Raw genomic sequence first — 26,880 nt, 5'->3', positions numbered from 1 at the left:
TCTCAGACCTGGAGCCCGGGGACCGCGACGTCGCGGACCAGCCACCAGGCCACCGCGGCGACCGCCAACACGATCAGGGCCGAGCGCCGGACCGGCCAGGACGGAATCCGCAGCCCCAGCTCAGTACGCCCGAGCAGAACCAGGGCGACCAGAGCGGCCGGCAGCAGCACCAGCACGGCGAAGGCGTTGAAGCGCAGCGCGCCGAGCACGTCGCCGTGCAGCAACGCGCCCAGCGCCTGGCTGCCGCCGCAGAACGGGCAGTCGAAGCCGGTCATGGCATGGAACCAGCACGGGACGCTGACGATCCCGGTGCCGAGCAGGGCCCCGGCCGCCGCCGTCACGGCGACGACAGCCGGGGTGACCCGCAGTCGAACGAGAGCCGTCACTTGGTGGCGGTCACGATCGTCTTGGCCGCCTTGTCGTGCCAGCCCTGGCGGCGGCCCTGGTTGTCGAAGAACGGCGACAGCTCGCACAGCAGCACCCACAGGCTGCCCAGGCACGGCACGATGACCGGCGCGACCATCACGGCCCAGCGGGTGAACGCGCCGCCCCAGCCGGGCAGCTGGCCGTCGAACTCGCGGATGACCTTGACCCCGGCGACCTGCTTGCCCAGGGTCGCGCCGCGGGTGGCGATCATCGAGACCTCGTACAGGATCTGCAGCACGAGGAAGATCAACGGCGCGATCAGGAAGATGATGAAGCTGCCGCCGAGGAAGGCCCCGCCGCTGACGATCTGGCCGGTCTCCGGGTCGACCTGGATCGTGCTGGCCGAGGCGGCGAAGACCGAGCCGAGCACGAAGTACAGGATGAAGAACGGGATGCCGACGATGATCGCGTCGATCACGCGAGCCAGGAACCGCTGGCCCATCGAGGCCAGCCGGACGGAGCCGACGCCGGGCAGCTGGATGTAGTCGAGGCCGCCACCGGCGCCCATCGGCTGGCCGCCGTAGGGCTGGCCGTACTGCTGCTGGCCGCCGTAAGGCTGCTGGGCCCCGTACGGCTGCTGCTGCGGCGTGCCGTAGGGCGGCGAGGCCTGGCCGTACTGCTGCTGGTTCGGGTCGTACGGCTGCTGCGGCTGAGCCCCGTATCCCGGCTGGTTGAAACCAGGCGGCGGAGTCTGCGGCTGCTGCCCGTAGGGCTGCTGTCCATACGGCGGCTGCTGGCCCTGGTTCGGGTCGAAGCCGGGGGCGGTGTGGTCACTGCGTACTCCTGGACTGGGGTTTACCTGCCAAAGCGCGTGAACTATAGGGCGCGTTACGGGTCGACCCCGGGCATTTCACGCAACTCGCGGCCAGTTCTTTACCGAGCTGCGTCGATCCGCCCCTTGGGGCAGCCTAGAAGCCCAGACGGCGGAGCTGTTTGGGATCCCGCTGCCAGTCCTTGGCGATCTTCACGTGCAGGTCGAGGTAGATCCGCGAGCCGAGCAGCCGCTCGATCTGCCGGCGGGCCGTGGTCCCGACCTGCTTGAGCCGCTCGCCCTTGTGGCCGAGGATGATCGCCTTCTGGCTGGTCCGCTCCACGAACAGGTTGGCGTGCACGTCGATCAGGTCGTCGCGGCCCTCGCGGGGCCGCATCTCCTCGACCACCACGGCGATGGAGTGCGGCAGCTCGTCGCGCACGCCCTCCAGCGCGGCCTCCCGGATCAGCTCGGCCACCAGGGTGGCCTCGGGCTCGTCGGTCAGCTCGCCGTCCGGGTACAGCCGAGGACCCTCGGGCAGCCGGGCGACCAGCAGGTCGGCCAGCGTGTCGGTCTGGAAGCCGTTCTGCGCCGAGACCGGCACGAGGTCGGCGAACTCCATCACCTTCTCCAGCGCCAGCAGCTGCTCCATCACCTGCTGCTGGGACACCAGGTCGGTCTTGGTGACGATGCCGATCACCGGCGTCCGCTTGGCGATCTTGGCCAGCTCCGAGGCGATGAACTTGTCGCCGGGGCCCACCTTCTGGTCGGCCGGCACGCACAGGCCGACCACGTCCACCTCGGACCAGGTCTCCATGACAAGGTCGTTGAGCCGCTGCCCGAGCAGCGTGCGGGGGCGGTGCAGGCCGGGCGTGTCCACGATGATCAGCTGCGCGTCCGGCCGGTGCACCACGCCGCGGATGGTGTGCCGCGTGGTCTGTGGCTTGCTGGACGTGATGGCCACCTTGGCGCCGACCAGCGCGTTGGTCAGCGTCGACTTGCCGGCGTTGGGCCGGCCGACGAAGCAGGCGAACCCGGAGCGGTGCCCGGCGGGGATGCTGTCGCTGGTCATCGTCACATTCTCGCTGGTTGCCCCGAACGCGCTCAGCGGGGGCAGTAGTGTCGGCCCGTGCTCGATGTGCTGTGGCTGGGACTGGTGCTGGGCACGGGGGCCGCGCTGTCGGTCGGGCCGATCTTCGTCACGATCCTGCACGAGTCGGCGACGCGGGGCTTCACCGCCGGGATGCGGGTGATCCTGGGCTCGGCAACGGCCGATCTGGTGCTGCTGCTGCCGGCGCTGCTGCTGTCCCAGGTGATCGCCGCGGTGGCCGGCGCGGCGCTGTGGGTGGCGGTGGCCGGCGCGGTGTTCATGACCGGCCTGGCCGCGTTCGCGCTCCGGGACGCGATCAAGCTCTGGCGTGGGCACATGCCGGAGATCGACGGCGGCTGGGCGTTCTGGAAGGGCCTGCTCTCGAACCTGCTCAACCCGCTGAGCTGGACGTTCTGGCTGGCCACCGGCACGCCGACGATGCTGGCCGCGCAGCACTCCGGCGGCTGGCCGGGGCTGCTGCTGTTCACCGTGGTCTGGTTCGTGACGGCGTCGGGCCTGGAAGGCGTGCTGGCCTTCGCGGTGTCGCGCTCGGGACGGCGTATCGGACACCGCGGCCAGGCCGGGTTGTCGGCCGCGTCGGCGGCGTTGTTCCTCGGCCTGGCCGGCTTCCTGCTGGTGCGGGTCTGAAGCTTGGAAGGGGCCTTCCTGCACTCGGAGTGCAGGAAGGCCCCTTCCAAGCAGAAGAGGTGTTGTCAGCGGAGGGTGTCGAGGACGGTGCCGGCCGGGTTGGCCAGGAGGACGTGGGCTGACGGGGTGAGGTCGCGGACGGCGGCATGGGAGTCGTCGTCGACCTTGCCGGCCTCGGTGACGACGGCCGCCGCCTCCAGGCCGGGCGCGCCGCTGGCCACGGCCGCGGCGACGGCGGCCTGGAGAGCGGTCAACTTCAGAGACGGCAGCGACACCGTGCACGCGGCGTAGGTACGGCCGTCGGTGTCGCGGACCGCGGCGCCCTCGGCGGCGCCGGTACGGGCCCGGGCCGACCGGGCCAGGGTCACGATCTTGGCGTCCTCGGGGTCCAGTTCAGGCACGCTCGCCGTTCCTCTCACGTTCGCTGTTCCTCTCGCGCTCCCCACGGCGCACCACCACGGTCGTGATGCGCACCCGGCCCCTGTTGTCCTTGCCGCCCTCGGCCCGCAGCCGCAGACCCTCGATCTCGGCCTCGGCGCCGGGCAGCGGCACCCGGCCCAGCCGCTGGGCCAGCAGCCCGCCGACGGTCTCCACGTCTGAGTCGTCCAGCTCCACGTCGAACAGCTCGGCCAGGTCCTCGACGGCCAGCCGGGCGCTGACCCGGTAGCTGTCCTCGTCGAGCTGCTCGACCGGCGGCCGCTCGTCCTGGTCGTACTCGTCGGTGATCTCGCCGACGATCTCCTCGAGGATGTCCTCGATGGTGAGCAGGCCGGCGGTGCCGCCGTACTCGTCGACGGCGATGGCCATGTGGTTGTGCGTGACCTGCATCTGCCGCAGCAGGTCGTCCAGCCGCTTGGTGTCGGGCACGAAGCTGGCCGGCCGCATCAGGTCCTTGACCGACTGGGCCCCGCCCTCGACCGAGGCCCGGGCCAGGTCCTTGATGTTGACCACGCCGACCACGTCGTCCACGCTCTCGCCGATCACCGGCAGCCGGCTGTAGCCGGTGCGCAGGGACAGCGCCAGCGCCTGGCGCACCGACTTGGTCAGCTCGATCCAGATGATCTCGGTGCGCGGCACCATCACCTCGCGGGCGATGGTGTCGCCCAGCTCGAAGACGGAGTGGATCATCTCCCGCTCGTCCTCGTCGACCACGCCGCGCTCGCCGGCCAGGTCGACCAGCTCGCGCAGCTCGACTTCGGTCGAGAACGGGCCCTCGCGGAAGCCGCGACCGGGCGTGATGGCGTTACCGACCAGGATCAGCAGCCGACTCAGCGGGCCGAGCACCCGGCCCAGCACCCGCACCGGGCCGGCGGCCAGCAGCATCACGCCGTACGGGTGCTGACGGCCGACCGTGCGCGGACCGACGCCGATGAGCACGTACGAGACGACGACCATGGCCACGCCGGCGACCAGCAGCGCCAGCCACACCGGCGTGACCGCCTGTAGGCAGAACGCGGTGATCAGCACGGTCGCCGACAGCTCGCAGCCCAGCCGGAGCAGCAACAGCAGGTTGATGTGCCGCGGCCGGTCCTCGATCAGCAGCTGGAGCTGGCGGGCGCCGGCCCGCCGCTGGCGCACCAGCTCCTCGACCCGGGCCCGCGACACCGTGCCCAGCGCCGCGTCGGCGCCACCGAACGTGCCGGCCAGCAGCACCAGCGCGATCGCGCACAGCAGCATCAGGACCAGCCCGAAATCAATCGATCCAGCGGCCATCATCAGCCGGCGTCGACGTCCGGGGCGGGCTTGTCCTCTTCCTCGGCCAGACCGACGGCGCCGAGCACGCGGTCGTCGTTGCTGCGCTGCTCGGCGGCCCGGGTGGCCGACTCCTTGGCCTCCCGGTAGTCGGCCAGGATCCGGTTCTGGAGCGTGAACATCTCGCGTTCCTCGGCCGGCTCGGCGTGGTCGTAGCCGAGCAGGTGCAGCACGCCGTGCACGGTCAGCAGGTGCAGCTCGTCCAGCAGGCCGTGGCCGGCCTTGCGGGCCTGGTCCTTGGCGAACGCCGGGCACAGCACGATGTCGCCGAGCAGGGCCGGGCCGACACCGGCCGCGTCCGGGCGGCGGGCCGAGTCCAGCTCGTCCATCGGGAACGCCATCACGTCGGTCGGCCCCGGCAGGTCCATCCAGCGCTCGTGCAGGTCGGCCATCACGTCCAGCTCGACCAGCAGCACGGACAGCTCGGCCAGCGGGCTGACGCCCATCCGGTCCAGCGCGAAGCGGGCGACGGCGACGATGGATGCCTCGTCGACGCCGACGCCGGCCTCGTTGGCGATCTCGATACTCACGGGCCTATCGTCCCCGGCCGCCCTGTTCGGCCCGGACACCGGGTCCGGCCTCCTGCGTGTGCTGCCACTTGTCGTAGGCGTCCACGATGTCGCCGACCAGCCGGTGGCGCACCACGTCCTGGCTGGTCAGCACCGAGAAGTGGATGTCAGGCACGTCGGCCAGGATCTCCTGCACCACCCGCAGGCCGCTGCGCTGCCCGCCGGGCAGGTCGACCTGGGTGACGTCGCCGGTGACCACGATCTTGGAGCCGAAGCCGAGCCGGGTGAGGAACATCTTCATCTGCTCCGGCGTGGTGTTCTGCGCCTCGTCCAGCACGACGAACGCCTCATTAAGCGTTCTTCCGCGCATATAGGCCAGCGGGGCCACCTCGATGGTGCCGGACTGCATCAGCCGCGGGATCGTCTCCGGGTCGACCATGTCGTGCAGCGCGTCGTAGAGCGGCCGCAGGTACGGGTCGATCTTGTCGAACAGCGTGCCCGGCAGGAAGCCGAGCCGCTCGCCCGCCTCGACCGCCGGCCGGGTCAGGATGATCCGGCTGACCTGCTTGGCCTGGAGCGCCTGCACGGCCTTGGCCATGGCCAGGTAGGTCTTGCCGGTGCCGGCCGGTCCGATGCCGAACACGATGGTGTTGGCGTCGATCGCGTCCACGTAGCGCTTCTGGTTGAGCGTCTTGGGCCGGATCACCTTGCCGCGCCGGGACAGGATGTCCAGGCTGAGCACCTCGGCCGGCGACTCGGCCTCGCCGCCCTGGAGCATCGCGACGGTGCGGCGGACCGCGTCCGGGCCGACCTGCTGGCCGCCGCGGGCCAGCGTGACCAGCTCGGCGAACACCCGCTCGGCGAAGGCCACGTCGGCCGGTCGGCCGCTCAGCGTGACCTCGTTGCCGCGGACGTGCACATCGGCGTCCAGCAGCTCCTCGGCGGCCCGCAGGCTCTCGTCGCGGGAGCCGAGCAGGGCCAGCACCGCCTCGTCGGGAACGGTGAACCGGGACTGGGCGTCCGTCTCGGCCAGCGACGCCGAGGACGAACCGTTCTTGGGTGTTGAAGGCACGTGGCCTCGGGCCTGCTTCCTGCGCGTCCGCGCGCCGGCGGTGAACTTGACGGTCACTTCGATGCTAGTCGGGGGCACCGACAGCGCGCATTCAAGTTCAGTCGTCAGGGCCGGCCGAAGTGACCCAATTGTTCTCCGCCGAGCACGTGCAGGTGGGCGTGGAACACGGTGCGGCCGGCGTCCTCGCCGGTGTTGAAGACGAAGCGGTAGCCGCTGTCGGCGATGCCCTCGGCCTTGGCCACCTCGGCCCCGGTGGTCAGCACCTCGGCCAGCAGCTGCGGGTCGGCGGCGGCCAGCGCGGCGGCGTCCTCGTGGTGCTGCTTGGGCACCACGAGCACGTGCACCCGGGCCTGCGGCGTGATGTCGCGGAACGCGAAGGTGCGCTCCCCGTCGTGGACGACGGTCGCCGGGATGTCGCCGGCGACGATCTTGCAGAACAGGCAGTCCGCGGTCATGCCGGCAGGGTAGACGCCGGCCGGAGCAGGTCGTCGAGATGCTGGTCGATCACCGTGAGCGCGGCGTCGGTGCTGATCCACTCGGCGGAGAAGACGCAGGCCAGGGTCATGCCGTCGATCACCGCGAGGTAGCGGACGGCCTCGAGGTCGGGATTGCGGTCCTTGGACAGCTCGCCCTGTGCGGTGGCCCGCCAGAGCACGCCGGACAGCAACGCCTGCAGCGCCTCCCGGTTGTCCCGCTCGGCCCGTTGCAGGCCGGGGTCGACCTGGGCCCGGGCCAGCAGGGCCAGCCAGACCTCGACCTCGACGCGGTGCTCGGGAGTCATCGGCAGCAGGGCCTCGGCGATGCGCCGCAGCACGGTGCGCGCGTCGCGGTCATCGATGGCCAGCATCCGCGCGCGGGCCTTGTCGGCCAGCAGCTCCATGGCGAAGGCCAGCAGCGCGTCCTGGGTCGGGAAGTAGTGCCGCAGCGAGCCGGTTGACCAGCCGGACTCGGCGGCGACAGCGCGGACCGACGCGCGGTGCACGCCGTCGGTGCTGATCACCCGCCAGACCGCTTCGGCCAGTTCACGGCGACGGGCCTGGTGATCGACAGCCTTGGGCACGCCCCTGTTTTAACACACGTGGTATAAATACGACTGTACTAATACAGTCGTGACACATCAGGGGAGGCGTCGTGCTGCTCGCGCTCGTGATCGGCTCGGAGGTGGGCTTTGCCGTCCTGCTGCTGGCCGGGCTGGCCGTCCGCTACCTGCTGAAGATGCCGAGGACCGGCGCGGTGCTGCTGGCGCTGTCCCCGGTGGGCTACGTCGTCGTGCTCATCACCGGGGCCATCGACCTGGCCCGCGGCGGCGCCGGCGACATCGCGCATGTGCTCGGCGCGATCATCGTCGGCATCGTGGTGGTGTCCGGCCGGCACCACATGCAAGCCATGGACGGCTGGGTCCGCCGCAAGCTGGCCCGTGAGCCCAAGCCTCGGGTGAGCGGCTGGGAGCACGCCCGTGACCAGCGGACCGGCTTCTACCGGCGGTGCGGCGAGTGGGTCGTGGTGATCGCGCTGCTCGGCGGCGGCTACGCGCTGACCGGCTTCGACGCGGTGCGCGGCGAGCAACTGCTCGGCGGCATGGCGCTGTGGACCGTGATCCTCGGCATCGACTTCCTCTGGTCCTTCAGCTACACGCTGTTCCCGAGTTCGTCGCGCTCGTGACAGGCCATAAAAAACGCCGTGCCGCAGCGGAGCCTGGGGGTCACTCCGCTACGGCACGGCCGCCGCCGGACCGAGGGGGAGGTGTCCGGCGGGTAGTCCCAACGTCTGATCTGGTCGGACGTCGGAAATTCTTGGTTGCCAAAGGGTAGACCCTGCTCACGGCTTCGCGCCAGAGCGGACCACCCCCGGGCCCATCTTGATCGCTCTGGTCAGCCCCATCGGGTAGACAGGGCGCCGATGGCTCCCAATGCCACCGCCGCTGCGGTAGAAGCCCGCAGCACCGAGGGCCCGAGCCGGACCGCGACCGCGCCCGCGTCGACCAGCGTGGCCAGCTCGTCGTCGCCGATCCCGCCCTCGGGACCGACCACGAGCAGCAGATCCCCGTCCGTGGGCAGGTCTTCCAGCCGGCCGGTGGCCGACTCGTGCAACACCATGGCCTTCGCGGCGGCACCGGCCAGCTTGGCCAGTTCCGCGGTCGTCACCGGCTCGGCGACCTCCGGCACCCACGCCCGGCGAGACTGCTTGGCCGCCTCACGGGCCGTGCTGCGCCACTTGGCCAGGGCCTTTGCGCCGCGGGGGCCTTCATCCCATCGGGCTACACAGCGGGACGCCCGCCACGGCACGATCGCGTCCACCCCGGCCTCGGTCGCCAGCTCCACGGCCAGCTCGCCGCGGTCGCCCTTGACCAGCGCCTGCGCCACGACCACGCGGGGCCGCGGCGGCTCGATGTACGTGCGCTCCAACGTCTTCAGCCGCAGCGAGTCCTTCTCCACGGCCTCGATGCCGCAGCGCACGCGGCCACCGCGACCATCGGCCAGCACCAGCTCCTCGCCGACGCGCAGCCGCCGCACCGACGCCGCGTGATGACCCTCCGGGCCATCCAGCACGCCGTCGTCGCCCGTCGGCAGGCTGTCGACGAGGAACACCGGCAGTGTGGTCACCGGCGGGAGTTGCGCAGGCGCGAGAACAGGCCGTGGCCGCGTCCGTTGGTCGAGGACAGCTCCGGCTCCTCCTCGCCACGCAGCGCCGCCAGCTCACGCAGCAGCTCCGCCTGCTTGGCGTCCAGCTTCGTCGGCACCTCCACCTGGAGGTGCACGTACATGTCGCCGCGGCCGTCGACCCGGCCCGACGAGCGCAGCTTCGGCATGCCGCGGCCGGTCAGCACCAGCTCCGTGTTCGGCTGCGTGCCCGGCTCGATGCGTAGCTCCTCGGTGCCGTCCAGCGTCTTGAGCTGGAGCACCGCGCCCAGCGCCGCCGTCGTCACCGGGATGCGCAGCGTGCCGTGCAGGTTCGCGCCCTCGCGCTCGAACGTGTCGTGCGGCAGCTCGTCGACCTCGACGTACAGGTCGCCGGCGGGGCCGCCGCCCGGGCCGACCTCGCCCTGGCTGGCCAGGCGCACCCGCATACCGTCGGCCACGCCGGCCGGGATCTGCACGGTGATGGTGCGGCGGGCGCGGATGCGGCCGTCGCCCGAGCACTGCTGGCACGGCTCCGGGATGACCTCGCCGTAGCCGCGGCACACCGGGCACGGGCGGGCCGTCACGACCTGGCCGAGGAACGAGCGCTGCACCGACTGGATCTCGCCACGGCCGTGGCACGTGTCGCAGGTCTGCGGCTTCGTGCCGGGCGCGCAGCCGGCGCCCTGACACTGGTCGCACAGCACGGCGGTGTCCACCGTGATCTCGCGGCCGACGCCGGTCAGGCACTCCTCCAGCGTCAACTCCATGCGCAGCAAGGCATCCGAGCCCGGCTGCACCCGGCTGCGGGGGCCACGGCCCGCGCCGCCGCCGGTGGCCGCGCCGAAGAAGGCGTCCATGATGTCGCCGAGGCCGAAGCCCGCGCCGCCGAACGGGTCGCGCATGCCCTGGCCGCCGCCGCCCCCGCCGCCCAGCGGGTCGCCGCCGAGGTCGACGATCTTCCGCTTCTGCGGGTCGGACAGCACCTCGTAGGCCGCCGTGACCTCACGGAAGCGCGCCTGCGCCTGCTCGTCCGGGTTGACGTCCGGGTGCAGCTCCCTGGCGAGCTTGCGGTACGCGCGCTTGAGCTCATCGGGGGTCGCGTCCTGGCTGACCCCGAGCGTGCCGTAGTAGTCCCTGGCCACCTTGTTTCCAGTCCTCCTGCCGGGGTCCCGCGAGGGCCCGGCCCGTTAGCTGTCGGGCTAGCGCCCGGTCAGGATGTCGCCCACGTAGTTGGCCACCGCGTGCACGGCCGCCATGGTGCCCGGGTAGTCCATCCTCGTCGGGCCGACAACGCCCATCCCCCCGAGCAATGTTCCCTTACCGCCGTAGCCGATGGACACCACGGAGGTGCTGCGCAGGTCCTCGGCCTCGTTCTCGCCGCCGATGCGGACCGTCACCGTGGCCGGGTCGCTCACCGCGGCCAGCAGGCGCAGCACCACCACCTGCTCCTCCAGCGCCTCCAGCACCTGGCGCAGCGAGCCCGGGAAGTCCGCCACGTTGCGCGTCAGGTTGGCCGTGCCGCCCAGCAGCAGGCGCTCTTCCGGGTGTTCCACCAGCGTCTCCACCAGGACGGTCGAGACGCGCAGCATCGCGTTGCGCAGCTCCGCCGGCACCTGCGTCGGCAGTTCCGCAACCCGGGCCGAGGCGTCGGTCAGCCGCTGGCCGCACATCGCCGAGTTCAGCATGCCCCTGATCTGGGCCGTGCCTTCCTCGTCGATCACGTCCCCCAGCTCCACCATGCGCTGGTCGACGCGGCCCGCGTCCGTGATCAGCACCAGCATCAGCCGGGCCGGCGTGAGCTGCACCACCTCGAGGTGGCGCACCGTCGAGCGGGTCAGCGTCGGGTACTGGATCACCGCCACCTGGCGGGTCAGCTGGGCCAGCAGCCGGACGCTGCGCCGCAGCACGTCGTCCAGGTCCACCGCACCTTCCAGGAAGCTGTGGATGGCGCGGCGCTCCGCCGGCGACAGCGGCTTCAGGTCGCTGATCCGGTCCACGAACAGCCGGTAGCCCTTGTCCGTCGGCACCCGCCCCGCACTCGTGTGCGGCTGCGCGATGTAGCCGTCTTCCTCCAGCACCGCCATGTCGTTACGCACCGTCGCGCTCGACACGCCCAGGTTGTGCCGCTCCACCAGCGCCTTCGACCCCACCGGCTCCTGGTTGGAGACGTAGTCCGCGACGATCGCGCGCAACACCTCGAAGCGGCGCTCATCAGCGTTCACGCGGCGTCACCTCCGGGCCGGTCGACACAGGTACTCACGACAAGTTTACGGAGCCGGGTGGACTCAGGACGCACCTGTTGCCCACTTCGCAGCCCAGCCGTGGCGCTGCTGGGATATGCAGCAGAATGTGCTGCATAATGGTGCCATGTCAACTGCGGCACGACGGGAGAGCATTCCGCTCACCGAGGACGACCTCGCCGTCCTGGAACGCCTCCTGCAGAGCTCCAGCCTGGAGCGGCGCGCCTTGGAACAGCTGTCCGACGAGGTCGGCGACTCCAAGGCGGCGCTGCTGCATGCCCTGCTGGCCGTCGGCATCGACGCCGTGCGCGAACGGGCGCGGGAAGACGGCTACCGCGAACTGTTGGTCTCGCGGGACGCCGATGACGAAGCCGAGATCCGCACCGCACGCCGCCGCCAGATCGCCAACTGGGGTGACGAGTGACCCGGACCCACGGCGGTGTCTCCCGCATCGTCCGCGGCCGTGTGTACGGCGCGCAGCTCGGCGACCTGCCGGAGAAGTACTACCTCGCGGTGTCCAACAACCAGCGCAACCACGTGCTGGACAGCTTCCTGGCCGTGCGTCTCACCACCTCACCGAAACCCACGCTGGACACGATCGTCGAGCTGGCGGCCGCCGATTCCCCGTGGACCGGTCGGATCCTCTGCGACGACATCGTGACGGTGTATCGGGACGAGGTGACCCGGGACATGGGAGCACTCCGGCAGGCCACGATGCACCAGGTCGGCCAGGCACTCCGCAACGCGCTCGCGCTCTGAGCCATCCGCCCCGATGCCACATGCGCTTCCCACTTGCGCTCAGACGCCACATAGGAAGCGCATGTGGCAAAACTGTCTGCACGAAACCGACATTCGGTGTGTCCGAGAGCGGGACTCGCGGGGGTTACGGCAGTAGCCGGTGGACTACGGCGTCGGCGAGGAGGCGGCCGCGGGGGGTGAGGATGCAGCGGCCGGCGGCCAGGGCGGAGGGGTCGAGGAGGCCGTCGGAGGCGCAGGCGGAGGCGGCGGCGAGGCCGGCGGGGTCCAAGGCGTCGGTGGGGAGGCCGGCGGCGAGGCGGATCTCCAGCAGGACCCGCTCGACGCGGCGGTCTTCAAGAGACAGGGTCTCGCGGCCGGCGGCGGGAGAGCGGCCGGCGGCGAGCTCGGCGGCGTACTTGGCGGGGTGCTTGACGTTCCACCACCGGACGCCGCCGACATGGCTGTGTGCGCCGGGACCGGCGCCCCACCAGTCGCCGCCCTGCCAATAGATGATGTTGTGACGGCACTGGGCGGCCTCGGACGAGGCCCAGTTGGAGACCTCGTACCAGTGCAAGCCGGCCGCAGACAGCGCGGTGTCGATGGTCTCGTAGTACGAAGCCAAGACGTCGTCGTCGGGGGCGGGGAGCTCGCCGCGCTTGACGCGACGGGCCAGAGCGGTGCCGTCCTCGACGATCAACGCGTAGGCGGACACGTGGTCGACGCCGGCGGACAGGACGGCGTCCAGGGAAGCGGACAGGTCGGAGAGCCGCTCCCCCGGCGTGCCGTAGATGACGTCCAGGTTCACGTGCTCGAAACCGGCGGAGAAGGCCTCGCGGGCGGCGGCGACGGGGCGGCCGGGGGTGTGCCTGCGGTCCAGGACGGCCAGCACGTGCGGGGCGGCGGACTGCATGCCGAGGGACACGCGGGTGTAACCGGCGTCACGAATTCCGGCGAAGAACGCGGCCGAAGTGGACTCGGGGTTGGACTCGGTCGTCACCTCGGCGTCCGGCGCCAGCCCGAACGAAGCGCGCACGGCGTCCAAAACCGACGAAAGCCCGTCCACGCCGAGCAAGGACGGAGTGCCGCCGCCGACGAAAACGGTGTCGACAGCGGGCGGCGATCCCAGCACCGAGGCGGCGAGGTCGAGTTCCCGGCGCAGGCCTTCCAGCCAACTGGCCGGAGACGCGGACGAGCCGAGCTCCCCCGGCGTGTAGGTGTTGAAGTCGCAGTAACCGCAGCGCACGGCGCAGAACGGAACATGTACGTACATTCCGAAGGGTCGCTCACCAAGACCGTCCACAGCGGACGCGGGCAGCGAGCCGTCGGCGGGGGCGGGATCGGCTACGGGCAGAGCTGAAGGCACACCACCAGTCTCCCTGACGACGCAGTGCTACCGACGCGTCACCCGAGGTCATATGTCGGGAACCGCCGCATAGCACTCCACCAGCGCCGACGTGAACCACGTCCCACCATCCGGTTGGCGGTGGACCACTGCGTGGACGCATGGCACGCTAGGAAACATGTCTGCGCTGGAACTTCGTCTCGTGGTCCGCCGCCACGTCGACTTCCAGCGTGTCTCCAGCGCGATGTGCGGGCTTGCCGTCAGGTAACCCGTAGCCGTTCGCACGATCCTCGCCGGCGCGGGTCACGCCGGCGAAGCGTCCCCCACCACATCGGGACCTCGTTCAGCGTGCCCCGTGCCCTGAACCCCGGAGGACGCCAGCATGGTCCCCCCAGCAGCACCCCCGAAGCGCGGTCACGCCCGCCGGGGCGAGGGGCAGTGGGCCCTTGGCTACCGCGAGCCGCTCAACCCGAACGAGCGCAGCAAGAAGGACGACAACCCGCTCAACGTCCGGGCGCGCATCGAGAACATCTACGCGCACGGCGGCTTCGACTCCATCGACCCGGCCGACCTGCGGGGCCGGTTCCGGTGGTACGGCCTGTACACCCAGCGCAAGCCGGGCATCGACGGCGGCCGCACCGCCGTGCTGGAGCCGGAGGAGCTGGACGACCGCTACTTCATGATGCGGGTCCGCATCGACGGCGGCGCGCTGACCACCGAGCAGCTGCGGGTCCTCGGCGAGATCGGCGAGCTGTACGCGCGCGACACCGCGGACATCACCGACCGGCAGAACATCCAGTACCACTGGATCCGGGTCGAGGACGTGCCGGCCATCTGGCAGAAGCTGGAGGCCGTCGGCCTGTCCACCACGGAGGCGTGCGGCGACTGCCCGCGCGTGGTGCTGGGCTCCCCGGTCGCCGGCATCTCCACCGAAGAGGTCATCGACGGCACGTGGGCCATCGAGGAGATCAACCGCCGCTACATCGGCGACCCGCGCTACTCCAACCTGCCGCGCAAGTTCAAGACGGCCATCTCCGGCCTTCAGGACATCGTGCACGAGATCAACGACGTCGCCTTCGTCGGCGTCGAGCACCCCGAGCACGGCCCGGGCTTCGACCTGTGGGTCGGCGGCGGCCTGTCCACGAATCCCATGCTGGGCAAGCGTCTCGGCGCGTGGGTGCCGCTGGCGGAGGTGCCGGACGTGTGGGAGGGCGTGGTCAGCGTCTTCCGCGACTACGGCTACCGCCGGCTGCGCCACCGCGCCCGTATCAAGTTCCTCGTCGCCGACTGGGGTCCGGAGCGCTTCCGCGAGATCCTGGAGACGGAGTACCTGAAGCGGCCGCTGATCGACGGCCCCGCGCCGGAGGCGCCGGCCGTGCCGATCGATCACGTCGGCGTGCACAAGCAGAAGGACGGCAAGCACTACGTGGGCGCCGCCCCGATCGCCGGCCGGGTGTCCGGCTCGATCCTGGTGGAGCTGGCCAAGGCGGCCGAGCGGGCCGGTTCCGGCCGGGTTCGCCTGACGCCGCACCAGAAGGTCGTCGTGCTGGACGTGCCGGAGTCCGAGGTGGAGCAGCTCAGCACCGACCTGGCCAAGCTGGGCCTGCAGAGCAACCCGTCGCCGTGGCGGCGGTCCACGATGGCCTGCACCGGCATCGAGTTCTGCAAGCTGGCCATCGTCGAGACCAAGAAGCGCGCGGCCGATCTGATCACCGCGCTGGAGCACCGGCTGGCCGATCTGAACTCGCAGCTGGACGTGCCGGTGAGCGTGCACATCAACGGCTGCCCCAACTCCTGTGCCCGGGTGCAGACCGCGGACATCGGCCTCAAGGGCCAGATCGTCACGGACGCCAACGGCGTCCAGGGCGAGGGTTTCCAGGTGCACCTGGGCGGCGGTCTCGGCCTCGACTCCGGTTTCGGCCGGAAGCTGCGCGGCCACAAGGTGACCGCGGCCGAGCTGAACGACTACGTGGAGCGGGTGGTGCGCCGCTTCGTCGAGCAGCGCACCGAGGGCGAGCGGTTCGCGCAGTGGGCGCTGCGGGCCGAGGAGGCCGATCTCCGATGACGGAGCGAGCCGTGCCGATGTACTGCCCGTACTGCGGGGACGAGGACCTGCGTCCCGAGGAAGAGCCGCACGCGGCATGGCGCTGCGCGGCGTGTTGCCGGGTTTTCACGGTGAAGTTCGTCGGACTGGTGGTGACGAAGTGAGCGCGGATCTCAAGGAGTTCGCCGAGAAGGCGTCGGCCGAGCTGGCCGACGCGACCGCGGCCGAGGCGCTGGCCTGGACGGCGGCCAACTTCGGCGAGTCGTGGATCGTCGCGTCCAACATGCAGGACGCGGTGCTGATCGACCTGGCGGCGCAGGTGAAGCCGGACGTGGACGTGCTGTTCCTGGAGACCGGCTACCACTTCCCGGAGACCATCGGCACCCGCGACGCGGTGGCCACCGTCTACCCGAAGCTGACCATCGTCAACGCGCAGGCCGAGCAGTCGGTGGCCGACCAGGAGGCGGAGTTCGGGCTGCTCAACCAGACCGCGCCGGACCGCTGCTGCTTCCTGCGCAAGGTGGTGCCGCTGCGCAACACGCTGGCCCGCTACGACGCGTGGGTCACCGGCGTGCGCCGGGTCGACGCGCCGACCAGGGCCAACACCCCGATCGTGCAGTGGGACGAGCGCAACGGGCTGGTCAAGGTCAACCCGATCGCGCCGTGGAGCGACGACGAGTTCAACGCCTACATCGCCGATCACGGCATTCTGGAGAACCCGTTGGTGAGCGAGGGATATCTGTCCATCGGCTGCGCCCCGTGCACGGCCAAGCCGCTGCCCGGCCAGGACGCGCGCAGCGGCCGCTGGGCCGGCCAGGGCAAGACGGAGTGTGGTCTGCATGGCTGAAACCCTTGCCGTCACGGACAATCTGGACGCCTTGGAGTCCGAGGCGATCCACATCTTCCGCGAGGTGGCGGGCGAGTTCGACCGGCCGGTGATCCTGTTCTCCGGCGGCAAGGACTCCACGCTGCTGCTGCACCTGGCGATCAAGGCGTTCTGGCCGGCGCCGGTGCCGTTCGCGCTGCTGCACGTGGACACCGGCCACAACTTCCCGGAGGTCATCGAGTTCCGGGACAAGGTGGTGGCCGAGCACGGGTTGCGGCTCGAGGTCGCGCACGTGCAGGAGTGGATCGACGACGGCCGGCTCCAGGAGCGCCCGGACGGCACCCGCAACCCGTTGCAGACGGTGCCGCTGCTGGATTCCATCACCGCGCACAAGTTCGACGCGGTGTTCGGCGGCGGCCGCCGCGACGAGGAGCGGGCCCGGGCCAAGGAGCGCATCTTCAGCCTGCGCAACGCCTTCGGCCAGTGGGAGCCGCGACGCCAGCGCCCGGAGCTGTGGAACCTGTACAACGGCCGGCACCGTCCGGGCGAGCACGTGCGGGTGTTCCCGCTGTCCAACTGGACCGAGCTGGACGTGTGGCACTACATCGAGCGCGAGACCATCGAGCTGCCGCAGATCTACTACGCCCACCAGCGCGAGGTGTACCTGCGCGACGGGATGTGGCTGGCCGAGGGGCCGTGGGGCGGTCCCCGCGACGGCGAGGCACTGATCAGCAAGACCGTGCGTTATCGCACCGTGGGCGACGGTTCCTGCACCGGTGCCGTTGAGTCCACCGCCGCCACCATTGCCGACGTCATCGCGGAGGTCGCCGCCTCGCGGCTGACCGAGCGCGGCGCGACCCGCGCCGACGACCGGATGTCCGAGGCAGCCATGGAGGACCGCAAGCGGGAGGGCTACTTCTAAATGAGCCAGTTGCTGAGGTTGGCCACCGCGGGCAGCGTGGACGACGGCAAGTCCACGCTGGTCGGCCGGCTGCTGTACGACACCAAGTCGGTGCTGGCCGACACGCTGGACGCGGTGCACAGGGCGTCGGCCGACCGCGGACTGTCCACTCCGGACTTGTCGCTGCTGGTCGACGGCCTGCGCTCGGAGCGGGAGCAGGGCATCACGATCGACGTGGCCTACCGCTACTTCGCCACGCCGAAGCGGTCGTTCGTGCTGGCCGACACGCCGGGGCACGTGCAGTACACGCGCAACACGGTGACCGGCGCGTCCACCGCGCAGCTGGGTGTGCTGCTGGTCGACGCCCGCAACGGCGTCGTCGAGCAGACCCGGCGGCACGCGGCGGTGTTGGCGCTGCTGGGCGTGCCGCAGCTGGTGCTGGCGGTGAACAAGATCGACCTGGTCGGCTACGACGAGCCCACGTATCGCCGTATCGCCAAGGAGTTCACTGCCCACGCGACCGAGTTGGGCTACCCGGAGTCGAACGTGGTGACCATTCCGGTGTCGGCGCTGGTCGGCGACAACGTGGTGGACCGTTCGGACCAGACCCCCTGGTACGACGGCCCGACCCTGTTGGAGCACCTGGAGAACGTGCCGGTGCACGCCGACGCCGAGGACGCCCCGTTCCGGTTCCCGGTGCAGTACGTGATCCGCCCGCGCACGGCCGAGTTCCCGGACTACCGCGGCTACGCCGGCCAGATCGCCGCCGGCCAGATCAGCGTCGGCGACGAGGTGGTGGTGCTGCCGTCGGGCATCGCGACCACGGTGACCGGCATCGACTCGCCGCACGGTCCGAAGCAGACGGCCGAGTCCGGTGAATCCGTGACCTTGTTGCTGGGCAACGATGTCGACATCTCACGCGGCGATCTGATCGCCGCGGCGGCGGCCCCGCCGCGGGTGTCGGACGAGTTCGACGCGACGCTGTGCTGGCTGGGCGACAAGCCGCTGCGACCCGGCGCGCGCGTGCTTGTCAAGCACGGGGCCCGAACTGTCCAGGCTTTGGTCACGCAGTTGCGGTCACGGTTCGATGAGCAGACTCTGTCCAGTGTGGACGAGCCGGAGTCCTTGTCACTGAATGATATCGGTCGGGTGGTGCTACGTAGCGCCGAGCCGCTGCCGATCGATGACTACGCGGACAGCCGGCGCACCGGCGCGTTCCTGGTGATCGACCCGGCCGACGGCAGCACGCTGGCCGGCGGTCTGGTCGGCGCTCCGCTCTCCCAACTGGACCAGCCGGAAATCTCCGAGGCCGATCCGGCCGCCCAAGACCTCGTCTCCCCTGGCCCCTGAAAGGGACTGAATCCCAGTGAAGCGTAGAGCCGTTCTCCTTGCCGCCGGAGTGTCCGCTTTAGCACTGCTGACCGCGTGCTCGCGCGCCGGTGGCGCGGACGCGCCCGCGCCGGCCGCCGCCGACCAGGGGGCGGCCACCGAGGTGCACCTCGGCTACTTCCCCAACGTCACGCACGCGGCCGCGCTGATCGGCCTGGAGAAGGGCTTCTTCGCCAAGGAACTGGGCAGTACCAAGCTGTCCACCCAGCAGTACAACGCCGGGCCGGACGAGGTCGGCGCGCTGCTGGGCAAGTCGCTGGACGCGGCGTTCATCGGCTCCGGCCCGGCCATCAACGCCTACGCCAAGTCCGAGGGCAAGGGCGTGACGCTGGTCGCCGGCGCCACCTCCGGCGGCGCGCAGCTGGTGGTGCGCAACACCATCACCTCGGCGGCCGACCTCAAGGGCAAGACCATCGCCACGCCGCAGCTGGCCAACACCCAGGACATCGCGCTGAAGAAGTGGCTGGCCGCCAACAAGCTCACGGTCGGCACCGGCCCGGACGACGTCAAGGTGACCAACTCCGACAACGCCACCACGCTCGACCTGTTCAAGAAGGGCAGCATCGACGCGGCCTGGTCGCCGGCCCCGTGGTCGTCCCGCCTGGTCATCGAGGGCGGGGCCAAGGTGCTGGTGGACGAGCGCACGCAGTGGCCGGACGGCAAGTTCCCGACCACCGTGCTGATCGTGCGCACCGAGTTCCTCCAGCAGCACCCGGCCACCGTTGAGGCGCTGCTCAAGGGCGAGCTGGACGCGGTCGACTGGGCCACCTCGAACAAGGCCGACGCCGAGGCCGCGGTCAACGCCCAGCTCAAGAAGCTGACCGGCAAGGCGTTGGCGCAGAACGTGATCGACGACTCGTGGGGCCAGATCTCGCTCACCACGGACCCGATCGCCGCGCAGTTCCCGCAGCTGGCCAAGGACCAGGTGACGGCGGGGGTGGCCAAGACCGCGCCGGCGGTGCAGGGTTTTGCCGACCTCACGTTGCTGAACAAGGTGCTCCAGGCGGCGGGCAAGCCGGCGGTCTCCGCCGGCGGTCTCGACCAGAAGTGACCGACCGGACCGATTGAGGCAGGCGAGGACATGACCGCGACGCTGGAGACCTCCGCCATGACCACTGCCGTGCGACTGACCGGCGTGCACAAGAGCTTCGGCGCCGGCCGGACGGCCGTGTCGGCGCTGGAGGGGGTGGACCTGTCGGTCGCGCCGGGCGAGTTCGTGTGCCTGCTCGGCGCGTCCGGCTGCGGCAAGACGACACTGCTGAACCTGGTCGCCGGCCTGGACCGGCCGACCGCGGGCGACATCACGCTGAGCACCTCGCGCCCGGCCGTGATGTTCCAGGAGGCGGCGCTGATGCCGTGGCTGACCGCGTCCCGCAACGTGGAGCTGGCGCTGCGGTTCGCCGGCGTGCGGCGCTCCGAGCGCCGTGAGCGGGCCGGTGAGCTGCTGGAACTGGTGCGGCTGAGCGGTCTCGGCGACAAGCGCCCGCACGAGCTGTCCGGCGGCATGCGCCAGCGGGTGGCGCTGGCCCGCGCGCTGGCGTCCGCGGTGCAGGGCGCGCAGGACGGTTCGCCGGCGCTGCTGCTGATGGACGAGCCGTTCTCGGCGCTGGACGCGATCACCCGTGACGTGCTCCAGGGCGAGCTGCTGCGGGTGTGGCGCTCCACCAACACCGCGGTGCTGTTCGTGACGCACGACGTGCGCGAGGCGGTTCGGCTGGGGCAGCGCGTCGTGCTTCTGTCCTCGCGGCCCGGCCGCGTGGTGCGCGAGTGGTCGGTGGACGGGCTGGACGGCACGGCCCAGGCCGCCACCACCGAGGAGATCAACACGAGCCTGCGCGAGGTGATCAGCAGCCATGCCGCAGCCTGACGTCGTCGACGAGTCGGTCGCGGCGGTCGAGGCGGGCCTGGACGCGCTGGACACACCGACCGAGCGGCGCACGCTGACGTGGCGGCGGGTGGTGGCCGTGGTGGCCCCGCCCGTCATCGCCGTCGTGCTGCTGCTGGTGGTGTGGCAGGCCCTGTGGGCCGCCGCGTTCTGGCCGGAGTACCAGCTGCCCGCGCCGGCCGCGGTGTGGGCGGTGATCGCCGAGAACCTCCAGAACGGCCAGGCTTTCGACGTCCTGTGGAACTCGGTGCACCGCGCGGTGCTGGGCTTCGCCGCCGGTGTGCTGATCGGCACGCCGCTCGGCCTGGTCGTGGCCAAGGTGCGGGTGATCCGGGCGGCGATCGGGCCGCTGCTGTCCGGCCTGCAGAGCCTGCCGTCGGTGGCCTGGGTGCCGGCGGCGGTGCTGTGGTTCGGCGTGACGCCGTCGACGGTGTACTTCGTGGTGCTGATGGGATCCGTGCCGTCGATCGCCAACGGCCTTGTCGCCGGCATCGACCAGATCCCGCCGATCCTGCCCCGGGTCGGCACCGTGCTGGGCGCGTCCCGGCTGGCCTCGGCCCGGCACATCCTGCTGCCGGCCGCGCTGCCGGGGTACCTGGCCGGATTGAAGCAGGGGTGGGCGTTCTCCTGGCGTTCGCTGATGGCGGCGGAGATCATCGCCGTGTCGCCGCAGCTGGGCAAGGGCCTCGGCGCGTTCCTTGAGGACGGCCGCAACCTGAGCGACATGCCCACCGTGATCGCCGCGATCTTCCTGATCCTGTTGGTGGGCATCGGCATCGAGCTGCTGGTGTTCCGTCCGCTCGAACGCTCCGTGCTGCGGGCGCGTGGACTGAGCGGAGCTTTCTGAGCCATGACACCACTGATCAGCCCGCCGTTGATCGCAGTCGCTCATGGCAGCCGGGATCCGCGTTCGGCCGCCACCGTGCACGAGTTGCTGGACGTCGTGCGGGCGTTGCGGCCCGGCTTGGACGTGCGGGCGGCGTTCCTGGACCTGTCCGCGCCACGATTGGCTGACGTGTTGTCGGCGGTGGCGTGGGACGGGCACCGGGAGGCGGTCGTGGTGCCGCTGCTGCTCGGAAGTGCTTATCACGCAAAGGTTGACGTGCCGGCAGCGGCGCGGCATCCGCGGCTGTCCATCCGCATCGCCGACGTGCTCGGGCCGGATCCGCGGCTGGAATCGGCCGCGCTGCGCCGTTTGGCCGTGGCCGGTGTACGCCATGACGACCCGGAGGTGGGCGTTGTCCTTGCCGCGGCAGGGTCTTCGCACGCTCCGGCAAACGCACTCGTGCATTCCGTCGCTCAGCGCTGGGCCCGTGGCGCCGGCTGGTCCAGCGCCACGGCGGCGTTCGCCGCAGCGGCCGATCCCGGTGTGCCCGAAGCGATCGAGCGTCTGCGGGCCGCCGGCGCCCGGCACATCGCGCTCGGATCCTGGTTCCTGGCCCCGGGTCTACTGCCCGACCGGGTCATCGCGCAGGCCCGATCGGCCGCACCCGACGTGACGATCGCTCAGCCGCTCGGCGCCGACATCGACGTGGCCGAACTGGTGCTGCACCGCTACTCGGCGGCAGCGAACGACTCCGCAGGCGTACGTTCGGCCTGAACCGTTGTCTTGTCCCGCCAACCCCGGCGGCGCGACTTGTCTTGCGCGACAACGGCTTTCCCTGTGAACGGTTAACCCTTGTCGGCCTGTTACCCGCGAGTAACGCTGTGAGCGCGAACACTTTTCACGTTGTCCCTGCAACCACAATGAGGTGGCTCCACGTGATCAAGACCAGCTCCCGCCTGCTGGCCGGTGCGGCCCTGGCGATCGTGCCGCTGTTGGGGCTCGCCGGCGTGGCCTCGGCCGACACCCAGTCCGTCAACTACTCCTGCCAGGGCAAGGCGGCAGGGCAGACCACCAACACGACCCTGTCCCAGAACGTCGACTCGACCGCGCCGGCGACGGTGGCGCCCGGTGACGCGCTCACCATCACGCTGGCCCCCGGCGTGAACACCGTGCCGACCTCGGCCGGCGCCTTCACCGTCAAGTCCGTCAAGAACCTCACCCTGGCCGTGCCGGTGCCGGCCAACGCCACGGTGAACTCGTTCAGCCTCTCCGGCGGCTCCGGCTTCGGCTCGGCGACGGTGGCCCAGGTCGGCAACAACATCGTCACCTCGGTGACCGGCCCGATCAACGGCGGCGCCCAGTTCCAGCTGCCGGCCCTGACGCTCAACCTGACCGCGGGCGCCTCCGGCACCATCACCACCACGCTGGCCGGCACCAGCTACACCGACGCCGGCCTGAAGTTCACCACCACGGTCTCGGTCTTCGGCTTCCCGGTCGACGCCCCGACCACGTGCTACCCGAACCCGGCCCCGACGCTGACCACCACCACGATCGGCTGACGGAGTCCGTAAGAAAAGCGTGTGCCCGGCCGTTCGTGCGGAGGCCGGGCACACGCTTTTTGCTGTCTTGTCAGCGAACCATGGATCGCTCCAGCTCACGCCCGGCCGCGATCAACTCGGCCTGGTCCGAGTTGACGGCCTCCATGTCGCCACCCGCCCGGAACAGCATGCCGAGGCTGATCTCGAGGAACCCACGGGTCAGACGGAAGTACTGGGTGTGCCCGACGACCGAGCTGTCCAGAACGGCGCGGAGCCACACGGCCAGACCGGCCGGGTCGATCCAGAAGTCGTCACTGGTCCACACGCTGAGCCAGGTGTCGAGCGCCGGGAACTCCGGGTTCTCGGCCTCGATCAGCCGGGCGACACCGAGGTAGGTGCGCCCGACCCCGCTGGCCGGATTCCAGAGCTTGCCCGGCGCGTCCCGGAGCTGAAAGCTGACACTCATTACTTGAACTCCAACAAGAGTGTGACGTCTGGGTGTGCCGCACGCCACGCGTCGACCGCGGCCTCGATCGCCGTGCGCAGCTCAGGCTGCACGCCCGGCGTCTCCATCCGCAATCCGATCGGGCAGTTCTTGTACTCGTCCGGCACCGGGCTGCCATCCTTCAGATAGCCGTTGGCCCGAGCATCAAGATACTTGTCGAACTTGTCCGACACCTGCTCCCGCGCCCACTTGGCCGGATCGCCGATGTCCCCGGGCTTGGTCGGGTTGCCGGCCGAGACCGCGGTCTTGTCCTCCCACAGGATGCCGTTCTCGATGTGATCGAAATCGGTGATGGGGTCACGGCCGCTGCCCGGCTTGGTGAAGACCTCGACCTTCTTCTGGCCTTCGAGCGATCCCCGGTTCTGGACCAGCTTCTTGACGTCGTCGGCCGCGCCCTCGATGCCGGACATGGCCACGGTCAGGCCCTTGAGGATCGCCGCGATGCCGCCGGCGATGGCCCCGCCGCCGGCGAAGATGCACACGAGCAGGCCGCCGACGCCGCCGACCGCGGCGCCGGCCAGCGCGCCGGGACCGAACTCGAGGGTGGAGGCGCCGCCGATCTCCATGCCGGTCGTCACGTCCACACCGCAGGCGGCGAGGCCGCCGGCGATCGAGCCGACACCGCTCAGCGCGAGCCCGAGGCCGCCACCGACCTGGATGAGGTGCTGTAGCAACGCCAGCAGCTCGCCGGAGTGGTCCCGGATGTAGTCCGCGGTGGCGTGCGCCATCGTGTCCATCATGCTGAGCACCTGGTTGAGGGTGTCCAGCAACGGCTGCAGCTCGGGATGGTTGGCGATGGCGGCGGCCGTCTGGTCACGCAGGTTCTGCAGCGTGCTCTCGACCGCGGTCACGGCCTGCTGGGCGGCGTTGTTGTTCTTCAGCTTGTACGCGCTGTTCCACGCGTCGTTGGCGGCGGCGGCCGCGTCGGCGGCGGCCTTGCCGGCGGCCAAGGCGTCGGCGGCCGCCTGCTGGGCGGAAGCCTGGGCCTGGGCCGCGAACTGGTTGGCCTGAGCGGCCGACTGCGCGGCAGCGGCGGCGGAGTTGCGCGCCGCGTCGGCGCTGCCCTGCGCGGCGGCCGCGGCGTCGCGAGCCTGCTGCGCGGACACGGCCGCGTCATTGGCGGACGCCTGTGCCGCGTCGGCCGACTTCTTTGCGTCTGCTGCGGCGTTGCCGGCGGCCGTGGCGGACTGCGCGGCCTGGTCGGCCCAGTAGTGCGCCTGGTCGTCAGCCTGGTGCGCCTGCGCCGCGGCCACGTGCGCGTTGGCGGCGTTGACCTTGGCGTTGGCCGCCGCCTGCGCGGCGTCGGCCAGGTAGCCGTTGATCTCGGCAACGTGCTGGGCGGCGTCGGAGTCGCGCAGCTGCGCCTGGTACTGGCCGACCTTGAGGAACTGCTGCACGTACGACCACGGCCCGGACAGCGCCGCGTTGGCCGCCGCCTTCACCTCGGGACCGCCGTTGTTCAGAATCACCTGCGTCGCGGCGCGGTCGTCGTCCTCAGCCGCCTTGTACTGGCCGGTCGCCAGGAACTTGGCCACGTCGTCCGGGGTGCCGTTCAGCGCCGCGTTGGCGGCGGCCTTGGTGGCCGGCCCTCCGGTGTTGAGGATCTTCTGCGCCTCGATGCGGTCGTCGTCGACCTTCCCCTGGTACGACCGCGTCACCAGGAACTGCTTGACCTGGTCGTCGCTGCCGGCCCCGGCGGTCTGGGCGGCGGTGCGCTGCGCCGGCACCAGGGACGCGCCGCCCACGATGGACAGGCTGAACCGGTCGTCCCGCCCGATCGCGGCGGCCAGACCGGTCTGCACGAACGTCGTGACGTCGGCCGTGCTGCCGCCGAGCGCGGCGATGGCGGCCAGCCGGACCTGCGGCCCGGCGCTGTTCCACAGGCGGTCGGCGGCCCGGCGGCCGTCGCCCAACGCCACGTCCGGCGCGGTGGCCGGGTTGCGGGCCTCGGTCAGCAGCGCCTGGGTCTGCTGGTCCACCTGCTCCGGAGTGCCGACCTGCCACGACGTCGTGGCCACCTTGTCGTGCTCGTCCTGCAGGGCGTCGGCGGCGTCGCGCATGCCCTGCGACTGCTGCTCGGCGAGCCGCTCGGCGTCGGCCCGACGGGCCAGGTCGGCCGTGCTCTTGGCCTGGTCGGCGGCGTTCTGTGCGTCGGTCGCCGCGGTGTCGGCCTCCTGTGCGGCGGCGTCGGCCCGCGCCGTGGCCCCGTCGGCCTCGCCGGCGTGCTTGGCCGCATCGTCGGCGGCCGCCGCAGCGGCATCGGCATGCGCGGCGGCGTCGAGTGCGGCTTGCCGCGCCTGCGCCGCGTCGTTGGCCGCCTCGTTCGCCAGGGCTGTCGCCGAGCCGGCGGCGCGCTTGGCTTCGTCGGCGTTGCGCTGCGCACGGTCGGCCGCGGCGGTCGCCTCGGCGGAACTCGCACCGGCGGCGTCGGCGTACTTCCCCGCGTCACGGGATGCCGAGGCGGCGGCAGCGGCGTCGCTCGCCGCCTGCGCCGCCGCCTGCGCGGCCGTGGCGACCTGCTTCGACGCGTCGATGGCGTGCTGGATGGCGTCCGCGACGGAGCGCGCACCGGCCGCCGCGTCACGGGCCGCCTTCGCGGCGTTGCTGGCGGTTTCGGCCGTGGCCTTGCCGGTGGCGACATTCGCCGCAGCGGTGCGGGCGTTGGCCGCAGCCTGCCCAGCCATCGATGCCGCCCACGCGGCCTGGCTCGCCGCGTTGGACGCCTCACGCGCGGCGTTGGTCGCCGCCTGCGCGGAGCTGATCGCGGTCTGGGCGGCCTGCGCGGCGCGCTTGGCCGCGTTGGCCGCGCGCGACGCGGCGTCGGCCGCCTGCGCCGCGGACTTGTTCGCTTTCTGGGCCTGGTCGGCGGCTTCCTGCGCGGACGCCTTGGCCGCCGCAGCGGCGGCGACGGCCTGCGCGGCGGCGTCCTTCGCGGCCTGGGACGCGGTCGCCGACCGGGCCTGCGCGCTCTGCGTCAGCGCGACGAGCTGAGCGATAGTCGCGGTTTCCTCGTCACGCTGCTGCGCGACCTGGAAGCCGTTGCGCAGGAACTGCCGGACGTCCTCGATGGACGTGGACAGCGCCTGGTTGCCGGCCAGCTTGACGTTCGGGCCGCCGTTGTTGACCAGCAGCTGCACCGAGATCCGGTCGTCGTTGTCCTGCGCCTGCTGCCAGCCGGTGCCGAGGTACGCAAGCTGGGCGTCGATGGTGCCGTTGAGCGCGGCGTTGGCCGTCTGCTTCACCACCGGGCCGGTGGCGGCGGACAGCAGTCGGGTGATCTGGATCCGTACGTCGTCGTTCCACGGCTGCTGCCAGCCGTTCGTGAGGAACGCTCGCACGGCTGCGATGTTGCCGCTGAGCGCGGTGTTGGCCGCGGCCTGCGTGGCCGGACCACCGCTGTTCAGCATGCGCTGCACGGTGACCCGGTCCTGGGTCTCCTGCATGAACGCCAGCTGCGTGGTCAGGAAGGTGTGCACGTCCGCGTCGGTGCCGCACAACGCGGCCTCGGCGGCGCCGGCGACGATGGTGCCGCTGCCCGCGGTCACCAGTTTCACCAGTTGCTGGCGCTCGGTGGCCGCCGGCGTGTCGGCCGCTGCCGACGGCACCGCGACCGTGCCGATCGCCACCGTGGCCGCGACGGTCGTGGCGACTGCCCGCAACAAACGGCTCGCTTGTCGGTTTATTCGCATACTTCCCCCTATGGAGTAACCGCGAACAAAGGGAGGCAGACCAAAAATGGCGTACAGCGAAAACGCCGTACGCCATTATTCGATGATC

The 26,880-nt window shown here is 71.0% G+C and carries 30 protein-coding genes; 15 read left to right on the top strand and 15 right to left on the bottom strand.

The features are described from left to right. Positions 1 to 2: 2 nt before the first annotated feature. The 3 genes from M3Q35_RS44275 to era all read right to left on the bottom strand — a co-directional run bounded on the left by M3Q35_RS44275 (position 3) and on the right by era (position 2,249). Complete coding sequence (locus M3Q35_RS44275; RefSeq protein WP_273938579.1) at positions 3 to 386, bottom strand: DUF2752 domain-containing protein; 384 nt, start codon at positions 384 to 386, stop codon at positions 3 to 5. After that, on the bottom strand, positions 383 to 934 hold the full coding sequence (locus M3Q35_RS44270; protein WP_273938578.1) for an RDD family protein: 552 nt from the start codon (positions 932 to 934) through the stop codon (positions 383 to 385). The genes M3Q35_RS44275 and M3Q35_RS44270 overlap by 4 nt, the downstream gene beginning before the upstream one ends. A 400-nt stretch (positions 935 to 1,334) precedes the next feature. Continuing rightward, a complete protein-coding gene (era, locus tag M3Q35_RS44265) occupies positions 1,335 to 2,249 on the bottom strand; it encodes a GTPase Era (RefSeq protein WP_273938577.1) in 915 nt (304 codons plus the stop codon). 57 nt (positions 2,250 to 2,306) lie between these two features. Here era and M3Q35_RS44260 point away from each other — a divergent pair, with 57 nt between their 5' ends. Beyond that, positions 2,307 to 2,915: a LysE family transporter gene (locus M3Q35_RS44260; protein ID WP_273938576.1), complete on the top strand. Its 609-nt coding sequence runs from the start codon at positions 2,307 to 2,309 to the stop codon at positions 2,913 to 2,915. 65 nt (positions 2,916 to 2,980) lie between these two features. Here the strand turns inward: M3Q35_RS44260 and M3Q35_RS44255 are convergent, their stop codons facing one another. The 6 genes from M3Q35_RS44255 to M3Q35_RS44230 all read right to left on the bottom strand — a co-directional run bounded on the left by M3Q35_RS44255 (position 2,981) and on the right by M3Q35_RS44230 (position 7,308). Beyond that, entirely contained in the window at positions 2,981 to 3,316 is a 336-nt protein-coding gene (locus M3Q35_RS44255) for a cytidine deaminase (protein WP_273938575.1), read from the bottom strand. After that, the gene (locus M3Q35_RS44250) at positions 3,309 to 4,592 is read right to left on the bottom strand and encodes a hemolysin family protein (protein WP_273938574.1); all 1,284 of its coding nucleotides are present in this window, start codon (positions 4,590 to 4,592) and stop codon (positions 3,309 to 3,311) included. Before M3Q35_RS44250 ends, M3Q35_RS44255 begins: the two co-directional genes overlap by 8 nt. A gap of 38 nt (positions 4,593 to 4,630) precedes the next feature. Continuing rightward, complete coding sequence (gene ybeY, locus M3Q35_RS44245; RefSeq protein ID WP_273938572.1) at positions 4,631 to 5,197, bottom strand: rRNA maturation RNase YbeY; 567 nt, start codon at positions 5,195 to 5,197, stop codon at positions 4,631 to 4,633. A gap of 4 nt (positions 5,198 to 5,201) precedes the next feature. After that, a complete protein-coding gene (locus M3Q35_RS44240) occupies positions 5,202 to 6,248 on the bottom strand; it encodes a PhoH family protein (RefSeq protein WP_273944704.1) in 1,047 nt (348 codons plus the stop codon). A 104-nt stretch (positions 6,249 to 6,352) separates the two neighbouring features. Next, entirely contained in the window at positions 6,353 to 6,703 is a 351-nt protein-coding gene (locus M3Q35_RS44235; protein WP_273938571.1) for an HIT domain-containing protein, read from the bottom strand. After that, positions 6,700 to 7,308 carry a TetR/AcrR family transcriptional regulator gene (locus M3Q35_RS44230; protein ID WP_273938570.1) on the bottom strand — a complete coding sequence of 203 codons (609 nt, stop codon included), beginning with the start codon at positions 7,306 to 7,308 and terminating at the stop codon, positions 6,700 to 6,702. Before M3Q35_RS44230 ends, M3Q35_RS44235 begins: the two co-directional genes overlap by 4 nt. Before the next feature lie 71 nt (positions 7,309 to 7,379). Here M3Q35_RS44230 and M3Q35_RS44225 point away from each other — a divergent pair, with 71 nt between their 5' ends. Continuing rightward, complete coding sequence (locus tag M3Q35_RS44225; protein WP_273938569.1) at positions 7,380 to 7,910, top strand: hypothetical protein; 531 nt, start codon at positions 7,380 to 7,382, stop codon at positions 7,908 to 7,910. Positions 7,911 to 8,119: 209 nt separating this feature from the next. Here M3Q35_RS44225 and M3Q35_RS44220 read toward each other — a convergent pair whose 3' ends face one another. Genes M3Q35_RS44220 through hrcA form a run of 3 tightly spaced genes read right to left on the bottom strand, consistent with a single transcriptional unit; the run spans position 8,120 to position 11,091 of the window. Then, positions 8,120 to 8,851: a 16S rRNA (uracil(1498)-N(3))-methyltransferase gene (locus M3Q35_RS44220; protein WP_273938568.1), complete on the bottom strand. Its 732-nt coding sequence runs from the start codon at positions 8,849 to 8,851 to the stop codon at positions 8,120 to 8,122. Next, complete coding sequence (dnaJ, locus tag M3Q35_RS44215) at positions 8,848 to 10,011, bottom strand: molecular chaperone DnaJ (RefSeq protein WP_273938567.1); 1,164 nt, start codon at positions 10,009 to 10,011, stop codon at positions 8,848 to 8,850. Before dnaJ ends, M3Q35_RS44220 begins: the two co-directional genes overlap by 4 nt. Positions 10,012 to 10,068: 57 nt before the next feature. Continuing rightward, the gene (gene hrcA / locus M3Q35_RS44210) at positions 10,069 to 11,091 is read right to left on the bottom strand and encodes a heat-inducible transcriptional repressor HrcA (RefSeq protein WP_273938566.1); all 1,023 of its coding nucleotides are present in this window, start codon (positions 11,089 to 11,091) and stop codon (positions 10,069 to 10,071) included. Positions 11,092 to 11,236: 145 nt separating this feature from the next. Here hrcA and M3Q35_RS44205 point away from each other — a divergent pair, with 145 nt between their 5' ends. Beyond that, entirely contained in the window at positions 11,237 to 11,533 is a 297-nt protein-coding gene (locus tag M3Q35_RS44205; RefSeq protein WP_273938565.1) for a hypothetical protein, read from the top strand. Continuing rightward, on the top strand, positions 11,530 to 11,868 hold the full coding sequence (locus tag M3Q35_RS44200; RefSeq protein WP_273938564.1) for a type II toxin-antitoxin system PemK/MazF family toxin: 339 nt from the start codon (positions 11,530 to 11,532) through the stop codon (positions 11,866 to 11,868). The genes M3Q35_RS44205 and M3Q35_RS44200 overlap by 4 nt, the downstream gene beginning before the upstream one ends. Positions 11,869 to 11,992: 124 nt before the next feature. Here M3Q35_RS44200 and hemW read toward each other — a convergent pair whose 3' ends face one another. Then, on the bottom strand, positions 11,993 to 13,210 hold the full coding sequence (gene hemW / locus M3Q35_RS44195; protein WP_273938563.1) for a radical SAM family heme chaperone HemW: 1,218 nt from the start codon (positions 13,208 to 13,210) through the stop codon (positions 11,993 to 11,995). Between the two features lie 157 nt (positions 13,211 to 13,367). Here hemW and M3Q35_RS49070 point away from each other — a divergent pair, with 157 nt between their 5' ends. From M3Q35_RS49070 to M3Q35_RS44145, 11 genes are all read left to right on the top strand, one after another. Beyond that, positions 13,368 to 13,457, top strand: a complete 90-nt coding sequence (locus tag M3Q35_RS49070; RefSeq protein WP_379794540.1) for a putative leader peptide — start codon at positions 13,368 to 13,370, stop codon at positions 13,455 to 13,457. A 114-nt stretch (positions 13,458 to 13,571) separates the two neighbouring features. Beyond that, positions 13,572 to 15,254: a nitrite/sulfite reductase gene (locus M3Q35_RS44190; RefSeq protein ID WP_273938562.1), complete on the top strand. Its 1,683-nt coding sequence runs from the start codon at positions 13,572 to 13,574 to the stop codon at positions 15,252 to 15,254. Then, complete coding sequence (locus M3Q35_RS44185; RefSeq protein WP_273938561.1) at positions 15,251 to 15,397, top strand: Insertion element protein; 147 nt, start codon at positions 15,251 to 15,253, stop codon at positions 15,395 to 15,397. Before M3Q35_RS44190 ends, M3Q35_RS44185 begins: the two co-directional genes overlap by 4 nt. Further along, complete coding sequence (locus tag M3Q35_RS44180; RefSeq protein ID WP_273938560.1) at positions 15,394 to 16,080, top strand: phosphoadenylyl-sulfate reductase; 687 nt, start codon at positions 15,394 to 15,396, stop codon at positions 16,078 to 16,080. The genes M3Q35_RS44185 and M3Q35_RS44180 overlap by 4 nt, the downstream gene beginning before the upstream one ends. Continuing rightward, on the top strand, positions 16,073 to 16,981 hold the full coding sequence (cysD, locus tag M3Q35_RS44175; RefSeq protein ID WP_273938559.1) for a sulfate adenylyltransferase subunit CysD: 909 nt from the start codon (positions 16,073 to 16,075) through the stop codon (positions 16,979 to 16,981). The genes M3Q35_RS44180 and cysD overlap by 8 nt, the downstream gene beginning before the upstream one ends. Continuing rightward, entirely contained in the window at positions 16,982 to 18,310 is a 1,329-nt protein-coding gene (locus M3Q35_RS44170) for a sulfate adenylyltransferase subunit 1 (RefSeq protein WP_273938558.1), read from the top strand. It abuts the gene before it with no gap. A 10-nt stretch (positions 18,311 to 18,320) separates the two neighbouring features. Further along, positions 18,321 to 19,400 (top strand): ABC transporter substrate-binding protein, encoded by a 1,080-nt coding sequence (locus tag M3Q35_RS44165; protein ID WP_273944703.1) that lies wholly within the window; start codon positions 18,321 to 18,323, stop codon positions 19,398 to 19,400. Positions 19,401 to 19,430: 30 nt separating this feature from the next. Next, complete coding sequence (locus M3Q35_RS44160) at positions 19,431 to 20,216, top strand: ABC transporter ATP-binding protein (protein WP_273938557.1); 786 nt, start codon at positions 19,431 to 19,433, stop codon at positions 20,214 to 20,216. Then, positions 20,203 to 21,081, top strand: coding sequence for an ABC transporter permease (locus M3Q35_RS44155; RefSeq protein ID WP_273938556.1), 879 nt, complete (start codon positions 20,203 to 20,205; stop codon positions 21,079 to 21,081). The genes M3Q35_RS44160 and M3Q35_RS44155 overlap by 14 nt, the downstream gene beginning before the upstream one ends. A gap of 3 nt (positions 21,082 to 21,084) precedes the next feature. After that, positions 21,085 to 21,834, top strand: a complete 750-nt coding sequence (locus M3Q35_RS44150) for a sirohydrochlorin chelatase (RefSeq protein WP_273938554.1) — start codon at positions 21,085 to 21,087, stop codon at positions 21,832 to 21,834. 161 nt (positions 21,835 to 21,995) lie between these two features. After that, positions 21,996 to 22,619 carry a cyclase gene (locus M3Q35_RS44145; protein WP_273938553.1) on the top strand — a complete coding sequence of 208 codons (624 nt, stop codon included), beginning with the start codon at positions 21,996 to 21,998 and terminating at the stop codon, positions 22,617 to 22,619. Between the two features lie 70 nt (positions 22,620 to 22,689). Here M3Q35_RS44145 and M3Q35_RS44140 read toward each other — a convergent pair whose 3' ends face one another. Further along, positions 22,690 to 23,064 carry a DUF6086 family protein gene (locus M3Q35_RS44140; protein ID WP_273938552.1) on the bottom strand — a complete coding sequence of 125 codons (375 nt, stop codon included), beginning with the start codon at positions 23,062 to 23,064 and terminating at the stop codon, positions 22,690 to 22,692. After that, the gene (locus M3Q35_RS44135) at positions 23,064 to 26,762 is read right to left on the bottom strand and encodes an ALF repeat-containing protein (RefSeq protein ID WP_273938551.1); all 3,699 of its coding nucleotides are present in this window, start codon (positions 26,760 to 26,762) and stop codon (positions 23,064 to 23,066) included. The genes M3Q35_RS44140 and M3Q35_RS44135 overlap by 1 nt, the downstream gene beginning before the upstream one ends. Positions 26,763 to 26,880: the final 118 nt, after the last annotated feature.

The organism is Kutzneria chonburiensis (assembly GCF_028622115.1).
Taxonomy (GTDB): Bacteria; Actinomycetota; Actinomycetes; order Mycobacteriales; family Pseudonocardiaceae; genus Kutzneria; species Kutzneria chonburiensis.
The sequence above is the reverse complement of the archived record's forward strand: the minus strand, read 5'-3'. Positions and strand labels throughout refer to the sequence as shown.